23 protein-coding genes are annotated in these 24,669 nt (G+C 70.3%); 11 read left to right on the forward strand and 12 right to left on the reverse strand.

The genetic code is table 11. From position 1 onward, the window contains the following. Positions 1-4: 4 nt before the first annotated feature. The 4 genes from AB0I43_RS24560 to AB0I43_RS24575 all read right to left on the reverse strand — a co-directional run bounded on the left by AB0I43_RS24560 (position 5) and on the right by AB0I43_RS24575 (position 3,988). Positions 5-952: a tellurite resistance/C4-dicarboxylate transporter family protein gene (locus AB0I43_RS24560; protein WP_357432661.1), complete on the reverse strand. Its 948-nt coding sequence runs from the start codon at positions 950-952 to the stop codon at positions 5-7. Between the two features lie 87 nt (positions 953-1,039). Then, positions 1,040-2,875, reverse strand: coding sequence for a precorrin-2 C(20)-methyltransferase (locus tag AB0I43_RS24565; protein WP_357432662.1), 1,836 nt, complete (start codon positions 2,873-2,875; stop codon positions 1,040-1,042). 8 nt (positions 2,876-2,883) lie between these two features. Next, positions 2,884-3,519, reverse strand: a complete 636-nt coding sequence (locus tag AB0I43_RS24570) for a precorrin-8X methylmutase (RefSeq protein WP_356974425.1) — start codon at positions 3,517-3,519, stop codon at positions 2,884-2,886. Between the two features lie 31 nt (positions 3,520-3,550). Next, the gene (locus AB0I43_RS24575; RefSeq protein ID WP_356974424.1) at positions 3,551-3,988 is read right to left on the reverse strand and encodes an Lrp/AsnC family transcriptional regulator; all 438 of its coding nucleotides are present in this window, start codon (positions 3,986-3,988) and stop codon (positions 3,551-3,553) included. A gap of 137 nt (positions 3,989-4,125) precedes the next feature. Here AB0I43_RS24575 and ddaH point away from each other — a divergent pair, with 137 nt between their 5' ends. Continuing rightward, a complete protein-coding gene (gene ddaH, locus AB0I43_RS24580) occupies positions 4,126-4,974 on the forward strand; it encodes a dimethylargininase (protein WP_357432663.1) in 849 nt (282 codons plus the stop codon). On the opposite strand, the gene AB0I43_RS24585 is transcribed toward ddaH, so the two are convergent. The 3 genes from AB0I43_RS24585 to AB0I43_RS24595 form a co-directional block, all read right to left on the reverse strand. Continuing rightward, complete coding sequence (locus AB0I43_RS24585; RefSeq protein ID WP_357432664.1) at positions 4,971-6,089, reverse strand: transcription termination factor Rho, short form; 1,119 nt, start codon at positions 6,087-6,089, stop codon at positions 4,971-4,973. The genes ddaH and AB0I43_RS24585 overlap by 4 nt on opposite strands. Before the next feature lie 213 nt (positions 6,090-6,302). Beyond that, positions 6,303-7,424, reverse strand: a complete 1,122-nt coding sequence (gene cobG / locus AB0I43_RS24590; protein ID WP_357432665.1) for a precorrin-3B synthase — start codon at positions 7,422-7,424, stop codon at positions 6,303-6,305. Positions 7,425-7,681: 257 nt separating this feature from the next. Beyond that, on the reverse strand, positions 7,682-9,244 hold the full coding sequence (locus AB0I43_RS24595; RefSeq protein ID WP_357432666.1) for an MFS transporter: 1,563 nt from the start codon (positions 9,242-9,244) through the stop codon (positions 7,682-7,684). 95 nt (positions 9,245-9,339) lie between these two features. On the opposite strand from AB0I43_RS24595, the gene AB0I43_RS24600 reads away from it, so the two are divergent. From AB0I43_RS24600 to AB0I43_RS24620, 5 genes are all read left to right on the forward strand, one after another. Further along, on the forward strand, positions 9,340-9,948 hold the full coding sequence (locus AB0I43_RS24600; protein WP_357432667.1) for a helix-turn-helix domain-containing protein: 609 nt from the start codon (positions 9,340-9,342) through the stop codon (positions 9,946-9,948). Positions 9,949-9,955: 7 nt separating this feature from the next. After that, complete coding sequence (locus tag AB0I43_RS24605) at positions 9,956-10,453, forward strand: hypothetical protein (protein ID WP_357432668.1); 498 nt, start codon at positions 9,956-9,958, stop codon at positions 10,451-10,453. A gap of 171 nt (positions 10,454-10,624) precedes the next feature. Then, positions 10,625-14,266: a cobaltochelatase subunit CobN gene (gene cobN / locus AB0I43_RS24610; protein ID WP_357432669.1), complete on the forward strand. Its 3,642-nt coding sequence runs from the start codon at positions 10,625-10,627 to the stop codon at positions 14,264-14,266. Positions 14,267-14,354: 88 nt separating this feature from the next. Then, the gene (locus AB0I43_RS24615) at positions 14,355-14,990 is read left to right on the forward strand and encodes a hypothetical protein (RefSeq protein ID WP_356974416.1); all 636 of its coding nucleotides are present in this window, start codon (positions 14,355-14,357) and stop codon (positions 14,988-14,990) included. Between the two features lie 231 nt (positions 14,991-15,221). Then, complete coding sequence (locus AB0I43_RS24620) at positions 15,222-15,575, forward strand: hypothetical protein (protein WP_356974415.1); 354 nt, start codon at positions 15,222-15,224, stop codon at positions 15,573-15,575. A gap of 88 nt (positions 15,576-15,663) precedes the next feature. On the opposite strand, the gene AB0I43_RS24625 is transcribed toward AB0I43_RS24620, so the two are convergent. Next, positions 15,664-15,927 carry a helix-turn-helix transcriptional regulator gene (locus AB0I43_RS24625; RefSeq protein ID WP_356974414.1) on the reverse strand — a complete coding sequence of 88 codons (264 nt, stop codon included), beginning with the start codon at positions 15,925-15,927 and terminating at the stop codon, positions 15,664-15,666. Positions 15,928-16,240: 313 nt separating this feature from the next. Between AB0I43_RS24625 and AB0I43_RS24630 the strand changes: the two genes are divergently transcribed. Further along, complete coding sequence (locus tag AB0I43_RS24630) at positions 16,241-16,783, forward strand: dihydrofolate reductase family protein (protein ID WP_356974413.1); 543 nt, start codon at positions 16,241-16,243, stop codon at positions 16,781-16,783. 1 nt (position 16,784) lies between these two features. Here the strand turns inward: AB0I43_RS24630 and AB0I43_RS24635 are convergent, their stop codons facing one another. Then, positions 16,785-18,812 (reverse strand): heavy metal translocating P-type ATPase, encoded by a 2,028-nt coding sequence (locus tag AB0I43_RS24635; protein ID WP_356974412.1) that lies wholly within the window; start codon positions 18,810-18,812, stop codon positions 16,785-16,787. 168 nt (positions 18,813-18,980) lie between these two features. Between AB0I43_RS24635 and AB0I43_RS24640 the strand changes: the two genes are divergently transcribed. Next, complete coding sequence (locus AB0I43_RS24640; RefSeq protein ID WP_356974411.1) at positions 18,981-19,199, forward strand: hypothetical protein; 219 nt, start codon at positions 18,981-18,983, stop codon at positions 19,197-19,199. 12 nt (positions 19,200-19,211) lie between these two features. Here AB0I43_RS24640 and AB0I43_RS24645 read toward each other — a convergent pair whose 3' ends face one another. After that, on the reverse strand, positions 19,212-19,928 hold the full coding sequence (locus AB0I43_RS24645) for a glyoxalase (RefSeq protein ID WP_356974410.1): 717 nt from the start codon (positions 19,926-19,928) through the stop codon (positions 19,212-19,214). A gap of 106 nt (positions 19,929-20,034) precedes the next feature. On the opposite strand from AB0I43_RS24645, the gene AB0I43_RS24650 reads away from it, so the two are divergent. From AB0I43_RS24650 to AB0I43_RS24660, 3 genes are all read left to right on the forward strand, one after another. Next, entirely contained in the window at positions 20,035-20,583 is a 549-nt protein-coding gene (locus AB0I43_RS24650; protein ID WP_356974409.1) for a PadR family transcriptional regulator, read from the forward strand. 34 nt (positions 20,584-20,617) lie between these two features. Beyond that, entirely contained in the window at positions 20,618-21,001 is a 384-nt protein-coding gene (locus AB0I43_RS24655) for a PPOX class F420-dependent oxidoreductase (RefSeq protein WP_356974408.1), read from the forward strand. Positions 21,002-21,159: 158 nt separating this feature from the next. Continuing rightward, positions 21,160-21,684, forward strand: a complete 525-nt coding sequence (locus AB0I43_RS24660) for a DUF4333 domain-containing protein (RefSeq protein WP_357432670.1) — start codon at positions 21,160-21,162, stop codon at positions 21,682-21,684. A 10-nt stretch (positions 21,685-21,694) separates the two neighbouring features. On the opposite strand, the gene AB0I43_RS24665 is transcribed toward AB0I43_RS24660, so the two are convergent. After that, positions 21,695-23,095: a TldD/PmbA family protein gene (locus AB0I43_RS24665; RefSeq protein WP_356974570.1), complete on the reverse strand. Its 1,401-nt coding sequence runs from the start codon at positions 23,093-23,095 to the stop codon at positions 21,695-21,697. A gap of 8 nt (positions 23,096-23,103) precedes the next feature. After that, positions 23,104-24,630: a TldD/PmbA family protein gene (locus AB0I43_RS24670; protein ID WP_356974406.1), complete on the reverse strand. Its 1,527-nt coding sequence runs from the start codon at positions 24,628-24,630 to the stop codon at positions 23,104-23,106. Between the last annotated feature and the right edge of the window lie 39 nt (positions 24,631-24,669).

The following is a 24,669-nucleotide window of genomic DNA, read 5'->3' on the forward strand; positions in this document are numbered from 1 at the left end:
AATATTACTTGATGGCGGTGCCCGCCCGGCGCCCGGTCCACCCCGTATAGAGCAATTCGGCGCACACGAGCAACCAGATGGCCGCCGCCACGGTGAGCAGCACCACACCGAGGGCGTGCAGCGGGCGGATCGAGAGCGCGGCGGCGGTCGACAGCGTCGCGACCGCGGACATGCCGAGCGGGAACACCGTGGCCCAGCGCCGGATGTCGTATCCGGGACGGAACCGCACGAGCTCCGCGGCCAGCAGGATGACGTAGTCGATCAGGCAGAGGCCGAGCAAGGCCAGCGTCAGCACGCGCAGGAGGTCGTGGCCGGCGCCGGTCCAGTGGTGCCAGCCCGCGAGCTTCGAGGCGGCGAGCGCGGAGATCGCGAGCGCACCCGAGGCTACCCACTGATCACCCGCGCCGCGCCACACCTGGGTCAGGTCGAAACGCGCGAACGCCGCGACGTAGAGCGGAATGCCGAGTAGGAAGAATCCGAGCGCCGCCACGATCAGCCACTCGCCCACGCCCTCCTGCGCCAGCGTGGCGGTGAGCACGGCGATGCCCTCGGTGGACACGCACACCAGGAACGCCACCCCGGGCATCCGGCGGTGCCAGTGCCGCAGCACGTCCGCAAGCAGGACCGGCCAGGCCGCGACCGCGAGCACCAGCAGCGCCACCGCGACCCCGTGCCAGCCCGCCAGCGCACACCGGGTGCCGAGCACCGTGCTGGCCGCCACGCCGGTCAGGGCGGGCGCGGTCGCCGCCTCGGTCTCCCACCGCGCGCGTTGCCACAGCAATCGCCTGGTGAAATCGGCGGCCAGCACGATCCAGGCCACGCCCGCGAGCACCAGCGCGGCCCGGGAGGCGAGCGCGAAGCCGGTGAGATGCAGCCCGACCGAGAGAATCCCGGTCGCCATGACGAACGACCCGGCCGCCGGCGGTAGCTCGCGCCACCACTGCTGTGTCATCCCGCCATCTCAGCCGCTGCGCGGCCCGTGGTCAAGCAACCGCGTCGCAAACAAGTGCTCGCGTCGTCGGGTGCCGCTGCCGGTCGGTCAGCTCTGGTAGCGGCGGGAGGTGTAAACCCTTGGGCCGTCGGCGGTCTCGAAGACGGCGGTGGTGGAGGCGCCGATGATGAGCAGGGTGCGCATGTCGACGTCGGCGGGGTCGAGTTCGGCCAGGGTGATCACCCGGACCGATTCCGCCGGGCCGCCGACATCGCGGCCCAGCACCACGGGGGTGTCGGGCTTGCGGTGCTCGAGCAGCAGATCGCGCATCGCGGCGACCTGCCAGGTGCGCTGGGAGGAGGCGGGGTTGTAGACGGCGATGGCCATGTCGGCGGCCGCCACGGCGGCCAGGCGCTGGGCCACGACCTCCCAGGGCTTGAGCCGGTCGGAGAGCGAGATCATCGCGTAGTCGTGCCCCAGCGGCGCGCCGATACGGCTCGCGACCGCGTTGGCGGCGGTCATTCCGGGCAGCACCCGGACCGGCACGTCGCGCCACTGCGGATCGGCGGATTCCTCCAGCACCGCGGCGGCCATGGCGAACACGCCCGGATCGCCGGAGGACACGACCGCGACCCGGGCCCCACCCTTGGCCAGATCCAGGGCAATGGCGGCCCGTTCGGATTCGACGCGATTGTCGCTGGCGTGCCGGCGCTGGCCGGGCCGGGCCGGGACCCGGTTGATGTAGGTGGTGTAGCCGACCAGGTCGGTGGCCTCGGCCAGAGCCTGGCGTACCTCGGGGGTGGTCCAGTCGGGAGAGCCGGGGCCCAGGCCGATCACGACCACCTCGCCCGGGGCTGTCGCCGTCGAATCGGGCCGTGCGGCAGCGGAATCGTCGGATGTCGCGGCGAGTTCTCGGCTGCCGGTGCCGAGGGTGGCCGCGCTCGTATCGGGCTGTGCGGCACTGGGATCGGCCGCTCCGCGGGGCACTGCGGTGAAGCCCCGGCTGCCGGTGCCGAGAGTGGCCGCGCTCGTATCCAGCTGTGCGGCAGCAGAATCGGTCACTTCGCCAGAATTTGCGGTGAAGTCTCGGCCCGCGCCGAGGGGGGCCGCGCTCGTATCGGGCTGCGGGGCAGTGGAGGCGATGCCGTCGTCGCCTTCGGTCGCAGTGGCGGGGCTCGTGGAATCGTGGCGTGCGGCACGGGATCCGGTGCGCGGCAGCGGGGTGGTCGGGGTGGGTCCGGGGACCAGGGTGATCGAGAAGTAGGGCACGTCCGCGTCGTTCACGTCGGCCGCGGCGAGCACGCGCTGCCGGGTGGAGCTGGCGCGCTCGACGTAGTACGCGTCGTCCAGCCGACCGGAATCCGAGAGCGCCTGGCGCACACCGGGATAGGTGCGGCCGAGCTTCATGATGGCGGCCGCGTCGGTGTCGCGCAGGCGGCGGGTCAGCTCGTCGGTGGGCATGGTGCCGGGCAGCACGGTGAGCACCTGCTCGCCCTCCACCAGCGGCGTGCCCAGCGCCGCCGAGGCCGCGCTGACCGAGGTGATGCCGGGAATGATCTCGGCGTCGAAGCGGTCCGCGAGCCGGCGGTGCATGTGCATGTAGGAGCTGTAGAACAGCGGATCACCGGCCGCGAGCAGAGCCACGGTCCGCCCGGCCCGCAGATGCGCGGCGAGCCGCTCGGCCGCCGCCTCGTAGAACTCGTCGATCGCGCCCTGATAGCCGCCGGGATGATCGGTGGTCTCGGTGGTCACCGGATAGACCAGATGCTCCTCGAGCTGACCGTCGCGCATGTAGGGCGCGGCGATGGCGCGCGAGATGCTGCGGCCGTGCCGGGCGCTGTGGAACGCGATGACATCGGCCGCCGCGATCACCTTGGCCGCCTTGACCGTGACCAGTTCCGGATCGCCGGGGCCGAGACCGACGCCCCAGAGTTTACCGGGCATGTTCTGGCTCATTCCTGTTCGCTCGCAATCGCATTCAGGGCGGACGCGGTGATCGCGCTGCCGCCGCGCCGGCCGCGCACGGTCAGGAACTCGACTCCGCCGTACTCGATCAGCGCGTCCTTGGACTCGGCCGCGCCGATGAAACCCACCGGGATGCCGAGGATGGCGGCGGGGCGGGGCGCGCCCGCGTCCAGCAGATCGAGCAGATGGAACAGCGCGGTCGGTGCGTTGCCGATCGCCACGACCGCGCCGTCGAGGTGCTCGCGCCACAGTTCCAGCGCGGCCGCCGAGCGGGTATTGCCCAGCGCGGCGGCGAGTTCCGGCACCCGCGGGTCGGTCAGGGTGCACAGCACCGGGTTGTCGGCGGGTAGCCGCTTGCGGGTGACGCCGGAGGCGACCATGTGCGCGTCGCACAGGATGGGCGCGCCGGCGCGCAGCGCGGTCCGCGCGGCGGTCACGACGCCGGGGGAGAACGCGATGTCCTCGGCGAGATCGACCTGCCCGCAGCCGTGGATCATGCGCACCACCACCTGCGACACGTCGGCGGGGAACCGGCTCAGCTGCGCCTCCGCGCGGATCGTCGCGAACGAGCGCCGATAGATCTCGGCCCCGTCGGTGAGATAGCTGGCACGCACGTCGGACATGCGAACACCCTATGAGGAGCCCGCGCGCGGGTCAGGTGCGGGGGCGTTCCAGGATGCGCGACATGACGATGGCGCTGCGGGTGCGCCCGACCCGGGTGTTCTCCCGGATGTGCTCCACGGTGGATTCGATCTCGGCCATGTCCCTGGCCATCACGTGCACCAGCGCGTCGGCCTCGCCCGCGATCGTCCACACGCCGACCACCTGGGGGATCGGTTCCAGGCTGCGGCGCAGCTCGGCGGGGGAGATGTTGTCGCGGTAGTAGACCTCGACGTAGGCCTCGGTGGTCCAGCCCAGGGCGGCCGGGTTGACCAGGGCGGTGAATCCGGTGATCTGGCCGCTGGCGACCATCCGGTCCACGCGGCGTTTGACCGCGGGGGCGGACAGGCCGATCACGGAGCCGATCTCCTGGAACGAGGCGCGCGCGGATTTCAGCAGATGCCCGAGGATCCGGCGGTCGAGGTCGTCCACGTCACACCCTTGCGCTTCAGGCGCAACGAATCGCTGTTTTCACGATCATCTGCGCAATGGATTGATGTTCCTGGCGCAATGGTAGGTCATTTACCTTCGTGACAACCTGAATACTCCGCGCGACTCCGGGAGCCACGATGACTTCTGTAGCGATCCTGCCCACCTCCGATTCGACCCCGGCGCGGCGGCCGACCACCCGCCGTTTCGTCATGTGCCGCCCGGACCATTTCGCCGTCTTCTACGCCATCAATCCGTGGATGAACCCGGCCGAACCCGTCGATCGGGCGCTGGCGATCGCCCAGTGGGAGACCTTGCGCGCGGTGTACGAGCAGTACGGGCACCAGGTCGATCTGGTGCCCGGCGAACCGGGCCTGCCGGACATGGTCTTCGCCGCCAACAGCGGGCTGGCCTACGGCGGGCGGGTGCTCTCGGCGCGGTTCACCCATCCCGAGCGCGCGGCCGAGGGGCCGGCCTTCCATCAGTGGTTCGCCCAGCGGGGTTTCGCCGAAGTGGCCGCGGCCGCGGAAACCAATGAGGGCGAGGGCGATTTCATCCGGGTCGGCGGGCGGATCCTGGCCGCCACCGGCTTCCGCAGTTCGGTCGCCGCGCACCGCGAGGTCGAGCACTACTTCGGGCGGCCGGTGGTCTCCCTGGAACTGGTGGATCCGCGCTTCTACCACCTGGACACCGCGCTGATGGCGCTGGACGAGGACAATATCGCCTACTTCCCGGCCGCCTTCAGCGCCGACAGCCGCGCCATCCTGAGCGCGCTGTACCCCGAGGCGATCGTCGCCACCGACGCGGACGCGGTCGTCCTGGGACTGAACGGGGTATCCGACGGCTACAACGTCTTCGTCAGCGATCGCGCGCTCGATCTGCAGAACATGTTGCGCGCCGGCGGATACAACCCGGTGGGCCTGGATCTGTCCGAGCTGCTGCGGGCCGGCGGCGGGGTCAAGTGCTGCACGCTGGAGTTGCACGACTAGCCCGCACGGCGGATGCCGGCCAGGAATTCGGAATTGGTGTCGGTCTGCCGCAGGCCGGTCAGCAGCAGTTCGAGTGCCTGCTGCGGCTCGCGGCCGGCCAGGGTCTTGCGCAGCGAATGGGTGGCGGTGAGCTCGTCGGCGGTGAGCAGCAACTCTTCGTTGCGGGTGCTGGACCGGTCGATGTCGATCGCGGGGAACAGGCGGCGGGCCGCGCTCTGCCGGTCGAGTTTCAGCTCGGCGTTGCCGGTACCCTTGTACTCCTCGAAGATCACGGTGTCGGCGAGCGAACCGGTTTCGACCAGGGTGGTGGCGATGATGGTGAGCGAGCCGCCGTTCTCCAGATTGCGTGCGGCGCCGAGGAATTTCTTCGGCGGCGCCAGGGCGGCCGCGTCGACCCCGCCGGAGAGAATGCGGCCGGAGCCGGAGGCGGCCAAGTTGTAGGCCCGGGCCAGGCGGGTCAGCGAGTCGAGCAGCACGACCACGTCGCGGCCCATCTCCACGCGCCGTTTGGCGTGTTCGATGGCCAGTTCGGCGATCGCGATGTGCTCGTGGGCGGGTTGATCGAAGGTCGCGGCGGCGATCTCGGCGGGCACGGCCCGCGACAGGTCGGTCACCTCCTCGGGGCGTTCGCCGACCAGGACGAGCATGAGCTCGCACTCGGGGTGGTTCTTGGCGATGCCGTGCGCGATCGATTGCAGCACCGAGGTTTTGCCAGCCTTGGGCGGCGCGACGATCAGGGCGCGCTGCCCCTTGCCGATCGGCATCACCAGATCGGTTGCGCGGGTGGTCAATTCGTGTGGCTCGGTCTCCAGGCGGAGCCGGTCCTGTGGATAGATGGGTACCTGGTCGGCGAAATGCGGTCGGGATCTCGCGTTGCCGGGCGGTAGTCCGTTGATGCTGTCCACGGTGAGCAGGGGCGCGAGTTTCGCACTCTCCCTTGGGTTTCCGGCGGTGCCGGTGAGTGTGTCGCCGCGGCGCAGTCCGTATTCGCGGACCAGGCGGGGCGGGACGTGGACGTCGTGCGGGCCGGGCAGGTAGCCCTCGACGCGCACCGTCGCGTGGTTGTCTCTGCTTTCGAAGATGCCGGAGATATTCCGGATAGTGTTGTCCTGCATGATGTTTCCCCTTCGGGGGTGAGTTTCTGAGGGCGGCGGCTCGCCAAAAATTTCCGCCTGGGGAATGGCGCTCGCTGTCCGCGTCTAGTCGAGGTGGATACGCGAGATCGCCGTGGCGATAAGGGATTCTTGTGGGAGGGATTCGACACCTGCATCCACAAATGAAGCTGCCCCTACGGTAGCGGCAGCGGGCGTGGCGCGCAAGCGCGCCGGTCAGAGCCGGTCGACGCGGTACCCGTCCGTGGTGGCGGTGACGTCGGTGACCTGGCCGCGGGGGCGGCCGCAGTGCCGTGCGCAGCCCGACCAGTGCTCGCGCTCGGTGACGCGGCCGGATTCGACGGCGGCCGCCACGTCGGCGCGCACGTCGGTCAGCGATTTCGCGCAACCCGGCTGCCCGGCGCATGCGCTGACCAGCAACCACGGGGAATTCGCGTCGAAGATCAGGCCCATCGGGGCCAGTACCCGGACCACCTGTTCGGCGACGCCCTCGGCCAGATCGGGAATGACCAGGCTGCGCCAGGGCGTCACGAACAAGGAACGCTCGATGGCGGCGAGAAATTCCGCGAGCCGGGCGGGCAGCGAGCCGAGCCGGACGCCGGCGCCCAGGCTGACCAGGCCGTCGTCCTGAGCCAGCCAGCCGATCGGAGGCGCCTGGGCGGCGGCGAATGCCAGTGGTTCGGCGCTGGGGGACAGGCCGAGATGATCGATGACGCCCGCGACGCCGTTCGCCACCTCGCGCAACCGCCACGCACCCGCGCTCAGGTCGAGGAAGCCGTGGGCGGCGGCCAGCATGATGTCGACGGCGTCGGCGGCCGAGATCCGGATGCCGCTGTCGCCGCCGGCCAGGACCAGCGCGAACTCGTCCGCGCCGACGGCGTGCACGCCGATGTCCCCGCCGAGGCCGCTGATGTCGCCACGCCCGTCGTCGAGGGTGAACAGCACCCGCCCGGGCAACTCGGCCAGCCGTGCGACGCCCTGTAATCCGTTGTCCAGCAAGGGAACCAGTGGATGGACGTCGAGTAGGCCGCCGACCCGGCCGGCCAGCGGCGAGGCCACGATATTGCGGACCCGCTCGTGCGAGTGGCTCGGCAGCAGACCCGCCGCCTCCAGCCGCCGGGTCAGTTCCCCGGCGTCCCGCACCTGCCGCAGTTGCAGATTCCCGCGCGAGGTCAGCTCGATATTGCCGTCACCGAGTTCCGTAGCGGCTTCGGCGAGCGCCTGCCACTGCACGGGCTCCACCCGCCCGCCGGGCACCCGTATCCGCGCCAGCGGCCCGTCGGCCGCCTGATGCAGCCGCAGCACACCGGGGCAGGAATCCGGAACCTCGCGCGTCACCCCACGAGCCTACGAGCCCGGCGCAGGGCCGTGACATGCAACCTGAGCATGCCGAGGCGGACCGCCCGCGATCCACGCCCGCGTGCCGTGGTCACCGGGCCCGCGCATCGTGGTGCCGGGACCCGCCGGCGCGAGCATGGCCCGGGACCGCTGGCGTGAGCGTGGCGATGTCGGAACCGATTCGATCGTCGCGGTATCGGGACCGGTTCGAGCGTCACGACCCGCCAGGCCGAGTGCGAGGCGGATTCCGGGTCGGGTCAGCGCGTGCTGGTTTCGGCGACCGGTTCCGGCTCGACCGTGGCGGGCGCGGACAGCTGGGTTTTGCGGCGGCCGGGAGCCCAGACGGCGACCAGGACGGCGGCGGCGAGGGTCAGGCAGCCGACGACCAGCGCGGCCTGCTGGACGCCGTGCATGAACGCGTCCTTGGCGAAATCCGCGAGGGGCTGGGCCTGGGGCCCGGCGCGTTCGGCGACCTGGAGCGCGGCGGCGAGCGAATCGCCGACGGGCTCACGGGCGGCCTCGGGGAGGCGGGGCAGGGCGGGGGCGATGCGGTCGCTGTAGCCGGCCGCGAGCAGGCTGCCCATGATCGCGATGCCGACGGCCGCGCCGATCTCCCGGGCCGCGTCGTTGACCGCGGCGGCGACGCCGTGCTTCTCCGGCGGTGTGCCCGCAAGGATGGCGGTGGTCGCGGGCGCGGTGCACAGCCCGAGCCCGGCGCTCATGATCAGCAGCGGGCCCAGCGCGTCGAGATAGCTCGCGTCGACGCCGAGCCGCGACATCACCAGCATGGCCGCGCCCAGGATGACCAACCCGGCCAAAGTGGTCCAGCGCAAACCGATCCGGTCGGCCAGCCAGGGCGCCACCATCGACAGCGCGACCATCGGCACCACCATGGGCGCGATCGCCAGCGCCGAGATCAGCGGCTGGTAGCCCAGAATCAACTGCAGGAACTGCACCAGCACCATAAAGGTGCCGAAGGAGATCAGGAACTGGATGGTGATCGAGGCAGTGCCGCTGCCGAATCCGCGATCGGCGAACAGCCGCACGTCCAGCATCGGCTGCGGGAGCCGCAGTTCGATCAGCGTGAAAGCCACGGCCGCGACCGCGCCGGCCGCGAACAGGCCGAGCACCAGCGGGTCGAGCCAGCCGCGTTCGGGCGCTTCGATCGTCGCGATCACCACCGCGCCCACCGCGAACGCGGCGGTCAGCGCGCCGAGCGGATCCAGCGCGGGCCGCGCCTGATCCACCGATTCCGGCACCGTGAACGCCGCGACGCTGAGCACGAGCCCGGACACGGTCATCGCCACGAAGATCGAGACCCAGGACCATTGGGAGAGCAGCAATCCGGAGCCGATGATGCCGAGAACCGCTCCCGCACCGGCGATTCCGGCCCACAGTCCGACCGCCGCGCCGCGCCGCTCGGCCGGGAACCCGGCGGTGAGCAGCGACAGCGTCGAGGGCATCACCAGCGCCGCGCCCACACCGGCCGCCGCCCGCGCGGCGATCAGCCAGACCGGCGCGTCGACGAGCAGCGGCACCGCCGAGGCCACCGAGAACACGATCAGCCCGGCGATCAGCATCTTTCGCCGGCCGAAGCGGTCACCGAGCGCCCCGGCCGGGAGCACCAGGCAGGCCAGGGTGAGGGTGTAGCCGTCGACGATCCAGGTCAGCTGGCGCTGGCTGGCGCCCGTGGCGGCCGCGATCCCGGGCAGCGCGGTGTACAGAGCCGCCATCGAGGCGATGACCAGGGTGACCGCCAGGCACGACAGAGCGAGCAGCCAGCGCTGCCCGGCCGACAACCCGGTTCGGGTGGTTTTCATCAGAACTCCGCTACTATCCGTATCGTTACGCTACTATTGGTAGCACAAGTGTCGTGAGTGGCGGTAGCCCTCGACGAGAGGAATGCTTTCCGGATATGAGGCCAGAGGACAGCGATGTCGATCCGCGGCGGCTGCGCTCCCGTGCCCGGCTGCTCGATGCCGCCACCGCGCTGCTGAAATCCGGTGGGCTGGAAGCGATCACCGTCGAAGCCGTGACCAAGCAGTCCAAGGTCGCCAAGACCACGCTGTACCGTCACTTCGACAACATCGTGCAACTGCGCGCGGCGACCGTGGAGCGCCTGCTGCCGCCGCTCATCGAGGCCCCGGCCCCGGGCCCGCTGCGGGACCGCCTGATCGAACTGCTGGAACGGCAGGCCGCCGCCATTCGTGAGGCCTCGCTGCAGGTCGCCGTGCTGGCCTGGCTCGCGACCGGGGCCGAACGCACCGACCCCGCCGACGCGCCCGCGCTCACCGCGCTGCGCCTGCGCCTGATCGACCGCTACCGCACGCCGTTCGATCAGGTCATCGAGACGCCCGAGGCCCGCGCGGTGCTCGGCGATCTCGACGTGATCGCCGCGATGTCGCAGTTGCTGGGCCCGCTGGTGTTCACCGAACTGATCGGCATCGGCCGGGTCACCCTCGCCGACACCACCCGCATCGTCGACGATTTCCTGTTCGCCCGCACCGGCGCCCGCCCGGCATGATGGCCGGATGCGGATCCTGCCGTTCGAATACCGGGTCACCAAATACGATCCGCGCCACCGCGACGACCACGGGCACTACCGCCGCGACGAGTGGACGTCGGCCTCCGATATCGGCCGCCGCTTCGAATCCGGGGTGCTCACCATCGAGGAGTACCTGCGGGTGGAGCGCGACTATCTGAGCACACTCGCGGCCTGTGCCGCCGCCGCGGGGTGTGCGGCACTCACGGTGACCGATCGCGAAGCCCGTGACCTGCGTGACCCGGTCCTGCGAGCGGGCGTGGAGGGCGCCCGCCTGCCGATGCCCGCGGTGCTGGAGGTCGCCAGAGGCGTCCTGCGCGAACAACTGTGGTGCCGGCTCGAGGACGAGGACCGATTCTTCGCCCACTTCGGCTGGGACTACTACCTCTATCTCGGCAGCGCGACCCCGATCGAGCAGGTCGCCGGTGCGCACGGCCTGTTCGCCGAGGCGATGGTCTCGCCTTATCACCGCGACGGCGAACGCTGAGCGGGCGCACCGGCAGCAGCGGGTCGCCGGGCGCTGGGTAGCATCTGGGTGCTCGGCGGGCGACGAGGAAACCGGTGTAATCCCGGTGCGGTCGCGCCACTGAAACAGCCAGACCCTCTCCGGCGAGCACCACCCACCGATGGGCGCGTAACCCGAGGAAGGCCGTCTCCTGTGATTCTGCTGCTGTCCACGTCCGACACCGACCTGCTCAGTGCCCGCGCCTGCGGCGCCGACTACCGGTGGGGCAACCCGGCCCGGTTGCTCGTCGACGACCTGCCCGCGCTGCTCGCCGACGCCGATCTGGTGATCGTGCGCATTCTCGGCGGCAAGCGCGCCTGGGAGGAGGGCCTGGAAGCGGTACGCGCCAGCGGGGTTCCGCTGGTGGCGCTGGGCGGCGAGATCGCGCCCGACGCGGAACTGATGGAGTGCTCGACGGTGCCCGGCGGCGTCGCGGCGGACGCGCACAACTATCTGGCGGCCGGCGGCGCGGAGAACCTGCGCCAGCTGCACAACTTCCTCTCCGACACGGTGCTGCTCACCGGGCACGGTTTCGCGCCGCCGGTGCAGCTGCCCAGCTGGGGCGTGCTGGAACGCGCGGCCGCGCCGGCCCAGGGCCCGACGGTCGCGGTGGTGTACTACCGCGCCCAGCATCTGGCGGGCAACACCGGCTACATCGATGCCCTGTGCGGCGCGATCGAGAACGCCGGCGCGACACCGCTTCCGCTCTACTGCGCCTCGCTGCGCACCGCCGAACCCGAACTCCTGGACACCCTCCGCACCGCCGACGCCCTGATCGTCACCGTGCTCGCCGCGGGTGGCACCAAGCCGGCCACCGCGTCCGCTGGCGGTGACGACGAGGCATGGGATGTGGCCGCGCTCGCCGAACTGGACGTGCCGATCCTGCAGGGCCTGTGCCTGACCAGCGGCCGCGCCCAGTGGGAGGCCAACGACGACGGCCTCTCGCCGCTGGATGTCGCCACCCAGGTGGCGGTCCCGGAATTCGACGGCCGCATCATCACGGTCCCGTTCTCCTTCAAGGAGTTCGACGCCGACGGCCTGTCCACCTATATGCCCGATCCCGAGCGCGCCGCGCGGGTGGCGGGCATCGCGGTCCGCCACGCCCGGCTGCGGCACATCCCGAACGCGGACAAGCGCGTCGTGCTGATGCTGTCGGCCTACCCGACCAAGCACGCCCGCATCGGCAACGCCGTCGGTCTGGACACCCCGGCCAGCGCCATCCGGATGCTCACCGACATGCGTTCGGCCGGTTACGATCTCGGCGCGCCCGGCGAGATCCCCGGGCTCGAGGAGCAGGACGGCGACGCGCTGATCCACGCGCTCATCGCGGCGGGCGGCCAGGACCCGGATTGGCTGACCGCGGAACAGCTGGAGGGCAACCCGATCCGCATCGGCGCCGAGGTCTACGCGCGCTGGTTCGAAACCCTGCCGGCCGACCTGCGCGACGGCGTGGTCGAGGCGTGGGGGCCGCCGCCGGGCGAGCTGTATGTCGACCGGTCGCGGGATCCGAAGGGCGAGATCGTCATCGCCGCACTGCGTTTCGGCAATGTGGTGCTCATGGTGCAGCCGCCCCGCGGCTTCGGTGAGAACCCGGTCGCCATCTACCACGACCCCGATCTGCCGCCCAGCCACCACTACCTGGCCGCCTACCGCTGGCTCTCGGCTCCCGAGGGCTTCGGCGCGGACGCCATGGTGCACCTGGGCAAGCACGGCAATCTGGAGTGGCTGCCCGGCAAGACGCTCGGCATGTCCGCCTCCTGCGGCACCGACGCCGCGCTCGGCGACCTGCCGCTGATCTATCCGTTCCTGGTCAACGATCCCGGCGAGGGCACCCAGGCCAAGCGCCGCGCGCACGCCACCCTGGTCGATCACCTGATCCCGCCGATGGCGCGGGCCGAGAGCTACGGCGACATCTCGCGGCTGGAACAGTTGCTCGACGAGCACTCCAACATCTCCACCCTGGATCCGGCCAAGCTGCCTGCCATCCGCCAGCAGATCTGGACGCTCATGCGCGCGGCCAAGATGGACCACGATCTGGGCCTCACCGACCGCCCCGACGAGGACGTCTTCGACGACATGCTGCTGCACGTCGACGGCTGGCTGTGCGAGATCAAGGACGTGCAGATCCGCGACGGCCTGCACGTCCTCGGCCAGGCGCCACTGGGGGAGACCGAACTGGATCTGGTGCTGGCCATGCTGCGCGCGCGCCAGCTCTGGGGCGGTGAGCAGAACGTGCCCGGCCTGCGCGAGGCGCTGGGGCTCAGCGAGGCCGGTGACGAGGCGCGCGGCCGGGTGGACGTGGTCGAGGAGCGGGCCCGCGAACTGCTGGGCGCGCTGCAGGCGCGGAACTGGTCGGCGGACGCGGTGGATGAGCTGATCGCCGATTTCGAGACCGCGATCCTGGACGGCCGCCGCGCCGAGCAGCCTGCGGCCGAAGCGGATTCGGCGCGGTTGGCGGCCGTGGCCGCGGTGCTGCGGTTCGCCGCCACCGAGGTGGTGCCGCGGCTGCGCGAGACCGGGGTGGAGATCGAGCGCGTGCTGCACGCGCTCGACGGCGGCTTCGTGCCGGCGGGCCCGAGCGGTTCGCCGCTGCGCGGCCTGATCAACGTCCTGCCGACGGGTCGCAACTTCTACTCGGTGGATCCCAAGGCGGTGCCCTCGCGGCTGGCCTGGGAGACCGGCCAGGCGATGGCCGACTCGCTGCTCGCGCGCTACCTGGCCGATCACGGCGAATACCCGCGCTCGGTGGGACTCTCGGTGTGGGGCACCTCCGCGATGCGCACCTCCGGCGACGATATCGCCGAGGTACTGGCGCTGCTGGGCGTGCGGCCGGTGTGGGACGAGGCGAGCCGCCGCGTCACCACCCTGGAGGTGATCCCGCTCGCGGAGCTGGACCGTCCGCGCGTGGACGTGACGGTGCGCATCAGCGGATTCTTCCGCGACGCGTTCCCGCACGTGCTGGCCCTGCTGGACGACGCCGTGCGCCTGGTGGCCGAGCTGGACGAGCCCGCCGAGTCGAATTACGTGCGCGCGCACGCGCAGTCGGATCTGGCCGAGCACGGTGATCCGCGCCGCGCCACCACCCGGATCTTCGGGTCCAAGCCCGGCACCTACGGCGCGGGCTTGCTGCAGCTCATCGACTCCAAGAGCTGGCGCACCGACGACGATCTGGCGCAGGTGTACACGGCGTGGGGCGGTTTCGCCTACGGCCGCGACCTCGACGGCGCCCCGGCCGCCGAGGACATGCGCACCGCCTACAAGCGGATCGCGGTGGCGGCCAAGAACACCGACACCCGCGAGCACGACATCGCCGACTCCGACGACTACTTCCAGTACCACGGCGGCATGGTCGCGACCGTGCGCGCGCTGACGGGCAAGAACCCCGAGGCCTACATCGGCGACAGCACCCGGCCCGACGCCGTGCGTACCCGCACGCTCTCGGAGGAGACCTCGCGGGTGTTCCGGGCGCGGGTGGTCAACCCGCGCTGGCTGGAGGCCATGCGCCGGCACGGCTACAAGGGCGCCTTCGAGATGGCCGCGACCGTGGACTACCTGTTCGGCTACGACGCGACCACCGACGTGGTCGCCGACTGGATGTACGAGAAGCTCACCGAGAGCTACGTTTTCGACGACGTCAACCGCAAGTTCATGGAGCAGTCGAACCCGTGGGCGCTGCACGGGATCACCGAGCGGCTGCTGGAGGCCGCCGAGCGCGGCATGTGGTCGGCGCCGGAGCAGGAGACCCTGGATCGTTTGCGTCAGGTTTACCTGGAGACCGAAGGGGAACTCGAGTAATCTGTAAGCATTCGCCGTCGCCCCGGCGAACTTCTGAAATGCATTCGGTGCGAAATCAATACCCCAATTCTGGGGTCATTGTTCGATCTTGAATTCGCATTTCGATGCTTCATTCCGCATACAGCCAATGCCGAACAGGCGCATGATTATTGAGTCCCATGTCCGTATCTCGGGGAACAGCAATCGATTCGGCTGGATGATTGGATATCTCATGAAGATCAGAAAATTCGTGGCGGCCGCAGCGCTGACCGCTGCCGCCACCGGCATCACCGCGGCCACGGCCAACGGCGCGCCCACGGCACAGAGCTTCGACGGTTTCGATCGCGGGGTCGCCTACGTGGCGGCGGTCGCACCGGATAATTCGGCGGCCACGCTCACGCTGGCCTCGGGCAAGTTCGAGCTCAGGCCCGACGGCTTCAGTGTGATCGCGCCGGACGGCGCGGTGCTGGCCTCGGTTCCGACGACGCTACACACCGCCGCTGGCCAGCGGGTTCAGGTGGTTCCGGAAGTCGATGCCGCCGCGAGCACGCTGACGCTGACCCCGGTCGGCGCGCCGGCGCAGCCGCAATTGCAGAACATCGGTGACGCGGGCACCACGGTCGCGGGTGTCCTGATCGGTTGCGCCATCGGCTTCCTGATCGGCTTCCTGTTCTTCGTCGCGGGGGCGATTCCGGGTTGCATCATCGGCGGCATCATCGGTGGTATCGCCGGCGCCAATCAATGACGCCGGCCCGGCAGTGACAAATCCATAATGGTTATCCCCGGCGCGGCGGCCCGCACCCCTGTTTCCCGAAAAGAATGGCTGCCCGACCGGGGATCGCTGCTGTCGATCTAATTCCCTGCTTTGTTCGACGGTGCCTCGCGCAGTTCTTTCGGCCGCTCCGAGCGGGGTGCATGCCGGCCGGGAGCATGATGGAGGTGCACAGTCTCCGATCTTCGGTGAGGAGGATCGAACATGGTCGACGACATCGACAAGCGCCGGTCCGGCGACGGCGCCTACCGCCGAGCCGCCACCTACGCGCTGGCGGTGATCGGCCTGGCCGCTTTGGTCGCGGCCCTGACCTACTGGTGGGCGGCCGCCCGAGACCGCTGCGCGGACGCCGAGGTCGTGCTCTGCGACACTCCCGCGAAGGTCGCGGTCGTCTTCGGGCCCGGCGCGATCCTGCTACTGGGCGGCCTCGGCGCCTTCATCCTCACCTACCTCGCCTGGCGGCGCGGCCGACCCTGGGTGCTGTGGCAGGGCGCGGGCTGGTTCCTGTTCGTGCTGATGACCGTCTATCTCGCGATCGGCGGCGGTACGGCGAGCTGAGGTTTCAGTTCCGCTGGAACGACGCCCGCCAGCGGAAGACGCCCGGCGCGTCCGGGCGCGGCACCGCTTCGACCGCGATCCGGCCGGGCTAGGCGGATTCGGCGAGTCCGGTTGAGCGCCAGGTGTCCGCGAGGTCCTGGAGCGGCAGTTCCAGCGCCAGGCTCAGGGCGACCACGGTGCCGAACGCGGGGGAGGGCAGGCGGCCGGTTTCGATCTTGCGCAGAGTTTCCGGCGAAATGCCTGCGGTCCGGGCGACTTCGGTGAGATCGCGCTCGCCGCGGGCCGTGCGCAGCAGACCGCCGAGGCGGCGGCCGGCCTCGATCTGGGCAGGGGTGAGCGGGAGTCGGACCATGCGGCCAGGCTACCGCATCGGTCGGTATTAAAATACTGGCCTCCCAAGGCCCCGGAAGCGGCGAAGCCGCCGGACGAGAAGGTCTCGTCCGGCCGCCCGGTAGCCGCGATTCGCCGGGGTGCGGATGAGGGGTTCACACCTGGCGTGATCGCTGACCCGCGCCGGCGCTGTCGTTCGTCGACGCGGGAGTTCGCACACCTGAACTCTCGCGGGCGAACCTTGACGTGGCCTCGTGCGGCGCTGGGAATCCGCTGTGAAAAACGCCGTGAAAACCTGACAAGGGGTGTCAAGATACTGCGGCAGGATCGAGATCATGACAACGCAGTACTACACCGCGACCAGCCTGGATGGCTTCCTCGCCGACTCGGACAACTCGCTGAGCTGGCTGTTCGAGGTCGACGACGACGGGCAGACCGAAAGCGTCACCGAGGCGTTCGGCGCGCAAGTCGGCGCGATGTGCATGGGCGCGACGACCTACGAATGGGTGCTGGCCAACGACGAACCCGGATCCTGGGCCAAGTGGTACGGCGACACCCCGTGCTGGGTCTTCACCCACCGCGACCTCCCGCGCATCCCCGGCGCGAACCTGCGCTTCGTCTCCGGCGACGTCGCACCGGTCCACCGGGAAATGTCCGAAGCCGCTGGGACGCAGAACATCTGGATCCTCGGCGGCGGCGAACTGGTCGGCCAGTTCTACGACGCGGGCCTGCTCGACGAGATCACCGCCACCGTCGCCCCGGTGACCCTGGGCAGCGGCTCCCCCCTGCTCCCACGCCGCATTCCCGCCGCCCGCCTGCACCTCCACGACGTCAGCCGATTCGGCCAGTTCGTCATGCTCACCTACCAGGTGAAGTAACTCAGCTTCGGACCATGCGGGCCGGGTCGAGGTCGAGGCGGCGAAGGAGTTGGGCGTTGACGGCGACGACGACGGTGGAGGCGGACATCAGCAGGGCGCCGACTTCCATGGGGAGGGTGATGCCCCAGGGGGAGAGGACGCCGGCGGCGAGGGGGACGGCGACGATGTTGTAGCCGGCGGCCCAGATCAGGTTCTGGATCATTTTGCGGTAGGTGGCGCGGGAGAGTTCGATGACGGACAGGACGGCGCGGGGGTCGTCGCCGGCGAGGACGACTCCGGCGGAGGCGATGGCGACGTCGGTGCCCGCGCCGATCGCGATGCCGACGTCGGCGCGGGCCAGGGCGGGCGCGTCGTTGACGCCGTCGCCGACCATCGCCACCGTGTGCCGATCATCCTGTAGGGCTTGGACTTTCGCGCCCTTGTCCGGCGGCAGGACTCCGGCGAAGACCTCGTCGATGCCGAGCTCGCCGGCCACCGCCCGAGCCACGGGTTCGGCGTCTCCGGTGATCATGGCGACGTGCACGCCGCGCTCGTGCAGGGCGGCGATGGCTTGCGCCGATTCGGGGCGGATCTCGTCGGCCAGGGCGAGCGCGCCGACCAGTTCGCCACCGCGCAGCACGTGTAGCACCGTCGAACCCTGAGCCGACCATCGCGCCGCCGCCGGGGCCGGATCGAGACCGTGCTGAGCGAGCAGCGCGGGCCCGCCGACCGCCACGGTGGCGTCCTCGACGGTGGCGGTGACCCCGACGCCGTTGTGCGCGGCGAAATCGGTGGCGGCCGGGATGCGCAGGCCACGCTCGGTGGCGGTGCCGACGATGGCCCGGCCGAGCGGGTGCTCGCTGTCGGCTTCCGCGGCGGCGGCCAGGGCGAGGACCTCGTCCTCGCTCGTCCCGGGCGCGACGGCGGCGGTGGCGACGACGGCGGGCTCGCCGCGGGTGAGCGTGCCGGTCTTGTCGAACAGGATGGCGTCGACGGTGCGCATCGTCTCGAGGGCGCGCCGATCGGTGATCAGCACACCGGCGGCGGCCGCCCGCTCGGTCGCGATGGAGACCACCAGCGGGATCGCCAGACCGAGCGCGTGCGGGCACGCGATCACCAGCACGGTGATGGTGCGGGTGACCGCCGATTCGGGCTGTCCGAGAACGAGATAGGTGATCGCGGTGAGCACCGCGGCGCCGCCGGCGAACCAGAACAGCCAGCCGGCGGCCCGGTCGGCCAGCACCTGGGCACGGGAGGTGGAGTTCTGCGCCTCGGCGACCAGGCGCTGGATACCGGCCAGCGCGGTGTCGTCACCGACCGCGGTGATCCGCACCCGCAGCGCGGAATCCGTGCTGACCGTGCCCGCGACCACGCGGTCCCCGGCGGCCCGGCGCACCGGGCGCGATTCGCCGGTGATCATCGATTCGTCGACCTCGGCGCTGCCGGATTCCACGGTGCCGTCGGCGGGGACGCGCGCGCCGGGGCGCACCATCACCAGGTCCCCGGTGCGCAACTCGGCCAGGTGCACCGTCGCGGTGCTGCCGTCGGGTTCGAGCCGTTCGGCGTCGTCGGGCAGCAGCGCCGCCAGCGATTCCAGCGCGCTCGCGGCCTGGCCGAGCGAGCGCATCTCGATCCAGTGGCCCAGCAGCATGATCACGATGAGCAGCGCCAGCTCCCACCAGTAGTCCAGCTCGTGGGAGAGCAGCCCCAGCGTGGCGCCCCAGGACGCGGCGAAGGCGACGGTGATCGCCAGTGCGATCAGCAGCATCATGCCGGGGCGGCGGCTGCGGATCTCGGAGGCCGCGCCGGTGAGGAACGGGCGGCCGCCCCAGCCGAACATCACCGTGCCCAGGGCGGGTGACACCCAGCGCAGCCCGCGCGGCACGGTGTAACCGACCAGGTCGGCGAACATCGGGTCCGCGAGCACCACCGGTATCGCCAGGAGCAGCATCACCCAGAACAGCCGCCGGAACATCGCGACATGGTCGCCGTGGCCGGCGTGTTCGTGGTGCTGGACGGTCCCGGTGCCGTGCGCATGATCGCTGGACATGTGCTGAAAGCCTCCCGGTCGGTGTGCCTTCTCCATCTCACTGAAAATTTACCGGCTTGTCGGAGGTTTCTGCGGGTTAGCTGATGGGCATACTGGCCGGGTGGGCATCCCGTGAGGTGTGGCTACGGCGTCTCGACCCAATGGTGGTGGATCTGTCAGGGAGGCGAAATGGACGGCGCGGAGCCCAATCGGCCGGCGATGTCGGGCATGCAGCAACTGGTAGCCGAAATCCTTGCCCGCTACGGCAGCATTGATGCCTTCTGCGCGCGCCTGCACGAACTGGTCGACGACAGCAACGACAACACCGAGGAGATCCCGCACATCACCGCGGATTTCGGGCAGCCGGAGGAGGGTGGGCGACACCGGCTGCGGACACCGCTGGCCTGAATCGCGGCGGGATCACTCGGACAACCATCGCTCCAGGTCTGCACCGGCCTGGAGTTCCGCGGCGACCGCCGCGCGATCCGCGGGGCCGAGATCGAGTACGCGGATCTCGGCCCGGTACCGCGCGGCGCGGTCCGGATCCGCCGCGGCGACAGCCAATTCCGCGAGCATGGCCAGGGCGCGACCGCGCTCGACCGGTTCGGACTCGACCGCGAAGCGGCGCAGCCCGACTTCGAGCACCCGGGCCGCGGCCTGGTCGTCGGTTTTGAAATCGCGCAGCACGCGCGCGTTGTCGAGCACTTTCGCCAGGTTCTGCAAGTCGGCCGAGCCGCCGTATTCCACGGCGTGCTCCGGCTCGTCGCGCTGGATGAACAGCAGCGTGTTGCCGTGCGGATCGACGAGGCTGAACCGGCTCTGGCCCGGCCGGAAGCGGGTGATCCGCGGACAGCCCTTGGCGGGAATCCGGCCGTAGTGCGCGCGCAGCCGCGCGGTGAAATCGCGGTGCCGCTCGGCCACGTCGTCGACCATGACCAGGCAGCCGACCGCCTCGAACGGGCTGGTCAATCCGGGCGGCCACGAGCTGAAGTGCAGGGGGCAGTCGTGCGCCTCCAGGGCGAGGTAGACGTAGGGCCGGGTCTGCGCCGAGACGACGGTGTATCCGAGGGTCTTGTAGAAATCGAGAGTTTCCTCAGCCTGCGCGCTCCACAGCACCGGGACGGGAGTGTCGGGCATGCTCTCTCCTCTGATCAGTACTAATCAAGTTTGACTACCGAGGCTAGCCCGCCGGAAAATCGGAAGTCAAATTTGAGTAGTATGGCGGCGAGCGAAGGAGGCGATCATGTCCGCGGTGCGTCTGCTGGTGCTCGGCGTCGTCCGGCGGCACCAGCCCACCCACGGGTACGCCGTGCGCCGGGAACTGCTGTCGTGGCGCGCCGAGACCTGGACCAATGTGAAGCCGGGCTCGATCTATCACGCGCTCAAGCAACTGCACGCCGAAGGCAAACTCGCCACGGCGGGCACCGAGAGCAGCGCCGAAGGCCCCGGCCGCACCCGCTACGAAGTCACCGCCGCGGGCGAAGCCGAATTCCGCCGCCTGATGGATCTCGCGCTGGTCAGCATCGACATGGAGGAGCTCGGCGCCGCCATCGCCTTCATGGACGCGCTGCCCCGCGCCCACGTCCTGGCGAAACTGCGTGAGCAGCAACGCAACAGCGCCGAGGTGCGCGACGGGCTGATCGCGATGATTCCCGAGTTCCCCGGCCGGTACGAGGCGCCGCACGCCCCCGATCTCCTGGAACTCTGGAGCGGGCTGTTCGCGAACCTGACCGGCTGGACCGGCGGGCTGATCGAGCGCCTCGAGGCCGGGGAATATCGAACGGCCGACTGACGCAACGGGATCCGGGGACCAGTACGCTGGCCCCATGACCACTAGCCTCGGGGCCGTCGGCAAGGCCGACTACGTATTGCTGACCACCTTTCGCAAGGACGGCACCCCGGTCGGCACTCCGGTCTGGGCCGTCGCCTCCGAGGGGCGGCTCTACGTGTGGACGGTCACCGACAGCTGGAAGGTCAAGCGCCTGCGCCGCAATCCGGCGGTCACCGTCCAGCCCTGCAATGTCAGCGGCAAACCGCACGGCGACATCGTCGAGGGCACCGGCCGGGTGCTCGACGCGGAAGGCACCGAACACGTGCGCAAGCTTTTGAAGAAGAAGTACTTCATCACCGGACCGCTCGTCATTCTCGGCAGCAACCTGCGCCGCGGGAAGTCGGGCACGATCGGCCTCGAGATCACCCTCGGCGCTTGAGTACTCGCCGATCGTTGCGCACCCGGCATGTCGGGTGTTAAGAATCGGCTCGACTCGCGGCGTACCCGCACGCGCTCGGCTATCCTTCCTCGGGCACGGGGGTGGTTCACAGCCGGAACACTTGATTCGACTCTGCCCCTTGTAGAGGGAGGGATTGTATGACCGCACCGACCAGACGGCCGCCGAATGCCTCGCGCCCGTACCCCGTCGCCCAACCCGACAACGACCCCGAGTACGGGTCCGACCCCAACGGCTGGGTCCCCGTCGTCATCGCCGGCGTGATCGCCGCCGTCGTGATCGCCGTGGCCGGCGTGATCGCCGGGCTCATCGTGGTGAATATTCGCGAAAGCGACACGCCCGCCGCGAAACCCACGCCCGCCGCGGCCTCCGCGCCGGTCCAGCTCGCGCCGATCGGCGCGCTGCCGACCACCACCGTCGCCGCCACGCCGACCCCCGTGGTGCCGGACAACCTCGACCCGGTCGCCGTGCAGCAGGGCGTAACCCAGGTGCTCACCGAGTCCTACGGGCTCGGCGCGATCAAGGACGTCAAGTGCCCGGCCGAGCTGCCCGTGGTGGTGGGCAGCAGCTACGAGTGCAGCCTGCGCATCGACGGCGTGAAGAAGGCCGTCGCCGTCACCGTGACCGACCCCGACGGCACCTACGAGGTGTCGCGCCCGCGCTAGGCGCCGCCGGTCAGGTCGCCTGGCTGACCGAGGACATGTGGAAGTCGGGAATTCGCAACGGCGGCATGGCCGCTCGGGTGAACCAGTCTTTCCACTCGCGCGGCAGCGTGATCTCGGTGCGGCCGGCCTCGCTGACCCGGCGCAGCAGATCCAGCGGGCTCTCGTTGAAGCGGAAGTTGTTCACCGCGGCGGTGACCTCGCCGTTCTCCACCAGATAGACCCCGTCGCGGGTGAGGCCGGTCAGCAGCAGCGTGGCCGGATCCACTTCGCGGATGTACCACAGGCAGGTCAGCAGCAGGCCGCGCTCGGTCCGGGCGATCATGTCCGCGAGCGAGGTGTCCGCGCCGCCGGTCATGAGCAGGTTCTCGCCGGGAACGGTGACGGCGGCGCCGAATTCGGCGGCCGTCGCGCGGGGATACACCAGCCGTTCGATCACCCCGTCGCGCAGCCAGTCCACCCGATCCGCGGTGAGCCCGTTGTCGAACACCGACACCGCCTCCGAGGAGGCGGACGTCGCGACGAACGGAATGTACTCCAGCCCGGCGGCCTGCGGATCCGAGGACAGCGTGAGTGGAATATCGGTGAGCCGCTCGCCGATCCGGGTGCCGCCCGGCCGGGAGAAGGCGGTGTGCCCCTCGTGCGCGCCGCGGCCCTCCATGCTCCAGTTCATGTAGATCATCAGATCGGCGACCGCCGAGGGCGGCAGCAGCGTTTCGTAGCGGCCGGCGGGCAGGTCCACGCGGCGCGCGGACCAGCCCAGACGGCGCGACAACTCGCTCAGCAGCCCGGGGACGTCGACATCGGTGAAATCGCGGGTGCCCGCGCCGACCCAGGCGCTCGCCAGATCCGCGCCCGCGCCGCGCTTTCCGTTGATCTCGATCGACCCGGTCGGCTGGACCCAGCGCCGGCGGACCCCGGTCGAGGTGCCCAGCCAGGTGGAGTGCGCCTGATGGTGGGCGAACCCGTAGAGCTTGTCGCCGCCGTCGAAGCCCGCGGCCAGATCGCGGGCCACGCCCTCGAAGACGCTGATGTCGGTGGTGGCGGGGCCGCCGTCCCAGGGCAGATCCCAATCCAGGCCGACGGGGCTCAGCGCATCCGGATCCAGCAGGGGCATGGCGTCTTTCGCGGGTTCGGCGGTGCGCGCCGCCTCCTCGCTGGCCCGGACCACGGCTTCGACCTCGGCGGCGTGCACGCTGGTGGAGCTGATGCTGCCGACCCGCGCGCTGTTCGGCCCGTCGCGGAAGATCGACACCACCGCCCAGGCGCGCGAGACCGAGGATCCGTTGGTGGTCATGGAATTGCCGGCCCAGCGCAGCGAAGCCTCGTGCGCGTCGGTGACGACGACGATCGCCTCGTCCGCCCGCGACAGGCGCAGCGCCTGTTCGACGACCTCCGGCGCGGCCGATACCATGGTGGCGTTCACTGTCCCGCCTCGTTTCGCGTGTTGAGAATGTTGACCCCGCGCACCAGGACCGACGGGCAGCCGTGGCTCACCGCCGCGACCTGACCGGGCTGGGCCTTGCCGCAGTTGAACGCGCCGCCCAGCTGCCAGGTGGATGGGCCGCCCACCGCCTCCATCGACCCCCAGAAATCGGTGGTGGTGGCCTGATAGGCCACATCGCGCAGCTGCCCGGCCAGCTCGCCGTCGCGGATGCGGAAGAAGCGCTGCCCGGTGAACTGGAAGTTGTAGCGCTGCATATCGATCGACCAGGACTTGTCGCCGACGACGTAGATGCCGTCCTCGACCCGGGAGATCAGCTCGGCGGTGCTGGTGTCGCGCTCGGGATCCGGTTGCAGCGAGACGTTGGCCATCCGCTGGATCGGCACGTGGTGCGCCGAATCGGCGTAGGAGCAGCCGTTGGAGCGGTCCAGGCCCAGGCGCGGGGCGAACACGCGGTCCAGCTGGTAGCCGACCAGGATGCCGTCGCGAACCAGATCCCAGCGCTGCCCGGCCACGCCCTCGTCGTCGTAGCCGACGGTGGCCAGGCCGTGCGTTTCGGTGCGGTCACCGGTGACGTGCATGATCGGGGTGCCGTAGCGCAGCGTCCCGAGCTGGTCGGGCGTGGCGAACGAGGTGCCGGCGTAGGCGGATTCGTAGCCGATGGCGCGGTCGTACTCGGTGGCGTGCCCGATGGACTCGTGGATGGTCAGCCACAGGTTGGTCGGATCGATGACCAGATCGGCCGGGCCCGCGGTGACGCTGGGCGCCTTCACCTTCTCCGCCAGCCAGGCCGGCATCCGCGCGAGTTCGCCGTCCCAATCCCAGATTCCGTCCGCGCCGGTGACGTACTCCCAGCCGCGCCCCGCCGGGGCGGCCAGGGTGCGCATGGATTCGAAGACGCCCGAGGCGGAATCGACGGTGATCGCCTCCAGCGACGGGTGCAGGCGCACCCGCTGCTGGGTGATCGCGGACCCGGCGGTGTCGGCGTAGAAGGTCTGCTCCTTGACCTGCAGCACCGAGGCGGACACGTGGTCGACGCCGTCGGCGGCGGCGAGCCGGCCCGAATAGTCCTGCAGCACCGCGACTTTGTCGGCGGTGGGGACGGCGAACGGATCGATCGCGTAGGCCGAGACCCACCGCGCGTCGTCGTAGCGCGGTTCGGCGGCCAGCTCCACGCGTTCGCGATTGAGCGCGCGCAGCGTCTTCGCGACCGTCACCGCGCGCTGGGCCACCTCGGCGGCGCTGTCGGGGGTGAGCGCGGCGGCCGAGGCGAAACCCCAGGTGCCGTCGACGATCACGCGCACCGCCAAGCCGAGATCGGTGGCGTTGGTGATCGCCTCGACGCGGCCGTCGCGCAGCCGGATCGACTGTGTCACCAGGCGATGCACCCGCAGATCGGCGTGCTGGGCGCCCGAAACCCGTGCGGTGGACAGCGCCGCATCGGCCAGCGTCGACAGCGGTAGCGCAAGAAATTCGGCGTCTACTTCTGGGCTCACGCCGACCACGCTACACGCCCGGATGAATTGCGCTGAGCGACTGCGGGA

The organism is Nocardia sp. NPDC050435, from assembly GCF_040655395.1.
Taxonomy (GTDB): domain Bacteria; phylum Actinomycetota; class Actinomycetes; order Mycobacteriales; family Mycobacteriaceae; genus Nocardia.

Coding starts and splice junctions, on each gene's coding strand:
- AB0I43_RS24560 (WP_357432661.1), bottom strand. CDS start 952: ATGACACAGCAGTGGTGGCGCGAGCTACCGCCGGCGGCCGGGTCGTTC.
- AB0I43_RS24565 (WP_357432662.1), bottom strand. CDS start 2,875: ATGCCCGGTAAACTCTGGGGCGTCGGTCTCGGCCCCGGCGATCCGGAA.
- AB0I43_RS24570 (WP_356974425.1), bottom strand. CDS start 3,519: ATGTCCGACGTGCGTGCCAGCTATCTCACCGACGGGGCCGAGATCTAT.
- ddaH (WP_357432663.1), top strand. CDS start 4,126: ATGACTTCTGTAGCGATCCTGCCCACCTCCGATTCGACCCCGGCGCGG.
- AB0I43_RS24585 (WP_357432664.1), bottom strand. CDS start 6,089: ATGCAGGACAACACTATCCGGAATATCTCCGGCATCTTCGAAAGCAGA.
- AB0I43_RS24595 (WP_357432666.1), bottom strand. CDS start 9,244: ATGAAAACCACCCGAACCGGGTTGTCGGCCGGGCAGCGCTGGCTGCTC.
- AB0I43_RS24600 (WP_357432667.1), top strand. CDS start 9,340: ATGAGGCCAGAGGACAGCGATGTCGATCCGCGGCGGCTGCGCTCCCGT.
- AB0I43_RS24605 (WP_357432668.1), top strand. CDS start 9,956: ATGCGGATCCTGCCGTTCGAATACCGGGTCACCAAATACGATCCGCGC.
- AB0I43_RS24620 (WP_356974415.1), top strand. CDS start 15,222: ATGGTCGACGACATCGACAAGCGCCGGTCCGGCGACGGCGCCTACCGC.
- AB0I43_RS24625 (WP_356974414.1), bottom strand. CDS start 15,927: ATGGTCCGACTCCCGCTCACCCCTGCCCAGATCGAGGCCGGCCGCCGC.
- AB0I43_RS24630 (WP_356974413.1), top strand. CDS start 16,241: ATGACAACGCAGTACTACACCGCGACCAGCCTGGATGGCTTCCTCGCC.
- AB0I43_RS24635 (WP_356974412.1), bottom strand. CDS start 18,812: ATGTCCAGCGATCATGCGCACGGCACCGGGACCGTCCAGCACCACGAA.
- AB0I43_RS24640 (WP_356974411.1), top strand. CDS start 18,981: ATGGACGGCGCGGAGCCCAATCGGCCGGCGATGTCGGGCATGCAGCAA.
- AB0I43_RS24645 (WP_356974410.1), bottom strand. CDS start 19,928: ATGCCCGACACTCCCGTCCCGGTGCTGTGGAGCGCGCAGGCTGAGGAA.
- AB0I43_RS24650 (WP_356974409.1), top strand. CDS start 20,035: ATGTCCGCGGTGCGTCTGCTGGTGCTCGGCGTCGTCCGGCGGCACCAG.
- AB0I43_RS24655 (WP_356974408.1), top strand. CDS start 20,618: ATGACCACTAGCCTCGGGGCCGTCGGCAAGGCCGACTACGTATTGCTG.
- AB0I43_RS24660 (WP_357432670.1), top strand. CDS start 21,160: ATGACCGCACCGACCAGACGGCCGCCGAATGCCTCGCGCCCGTACCCC.
- AB0I43_RS24665 (WP_356974570.1), bottom strand. CDS start 23,095: ATGGTATCGGCCGCGCCGGAGGTCGTCGAACAGGCGCTGCGCCTGTCG.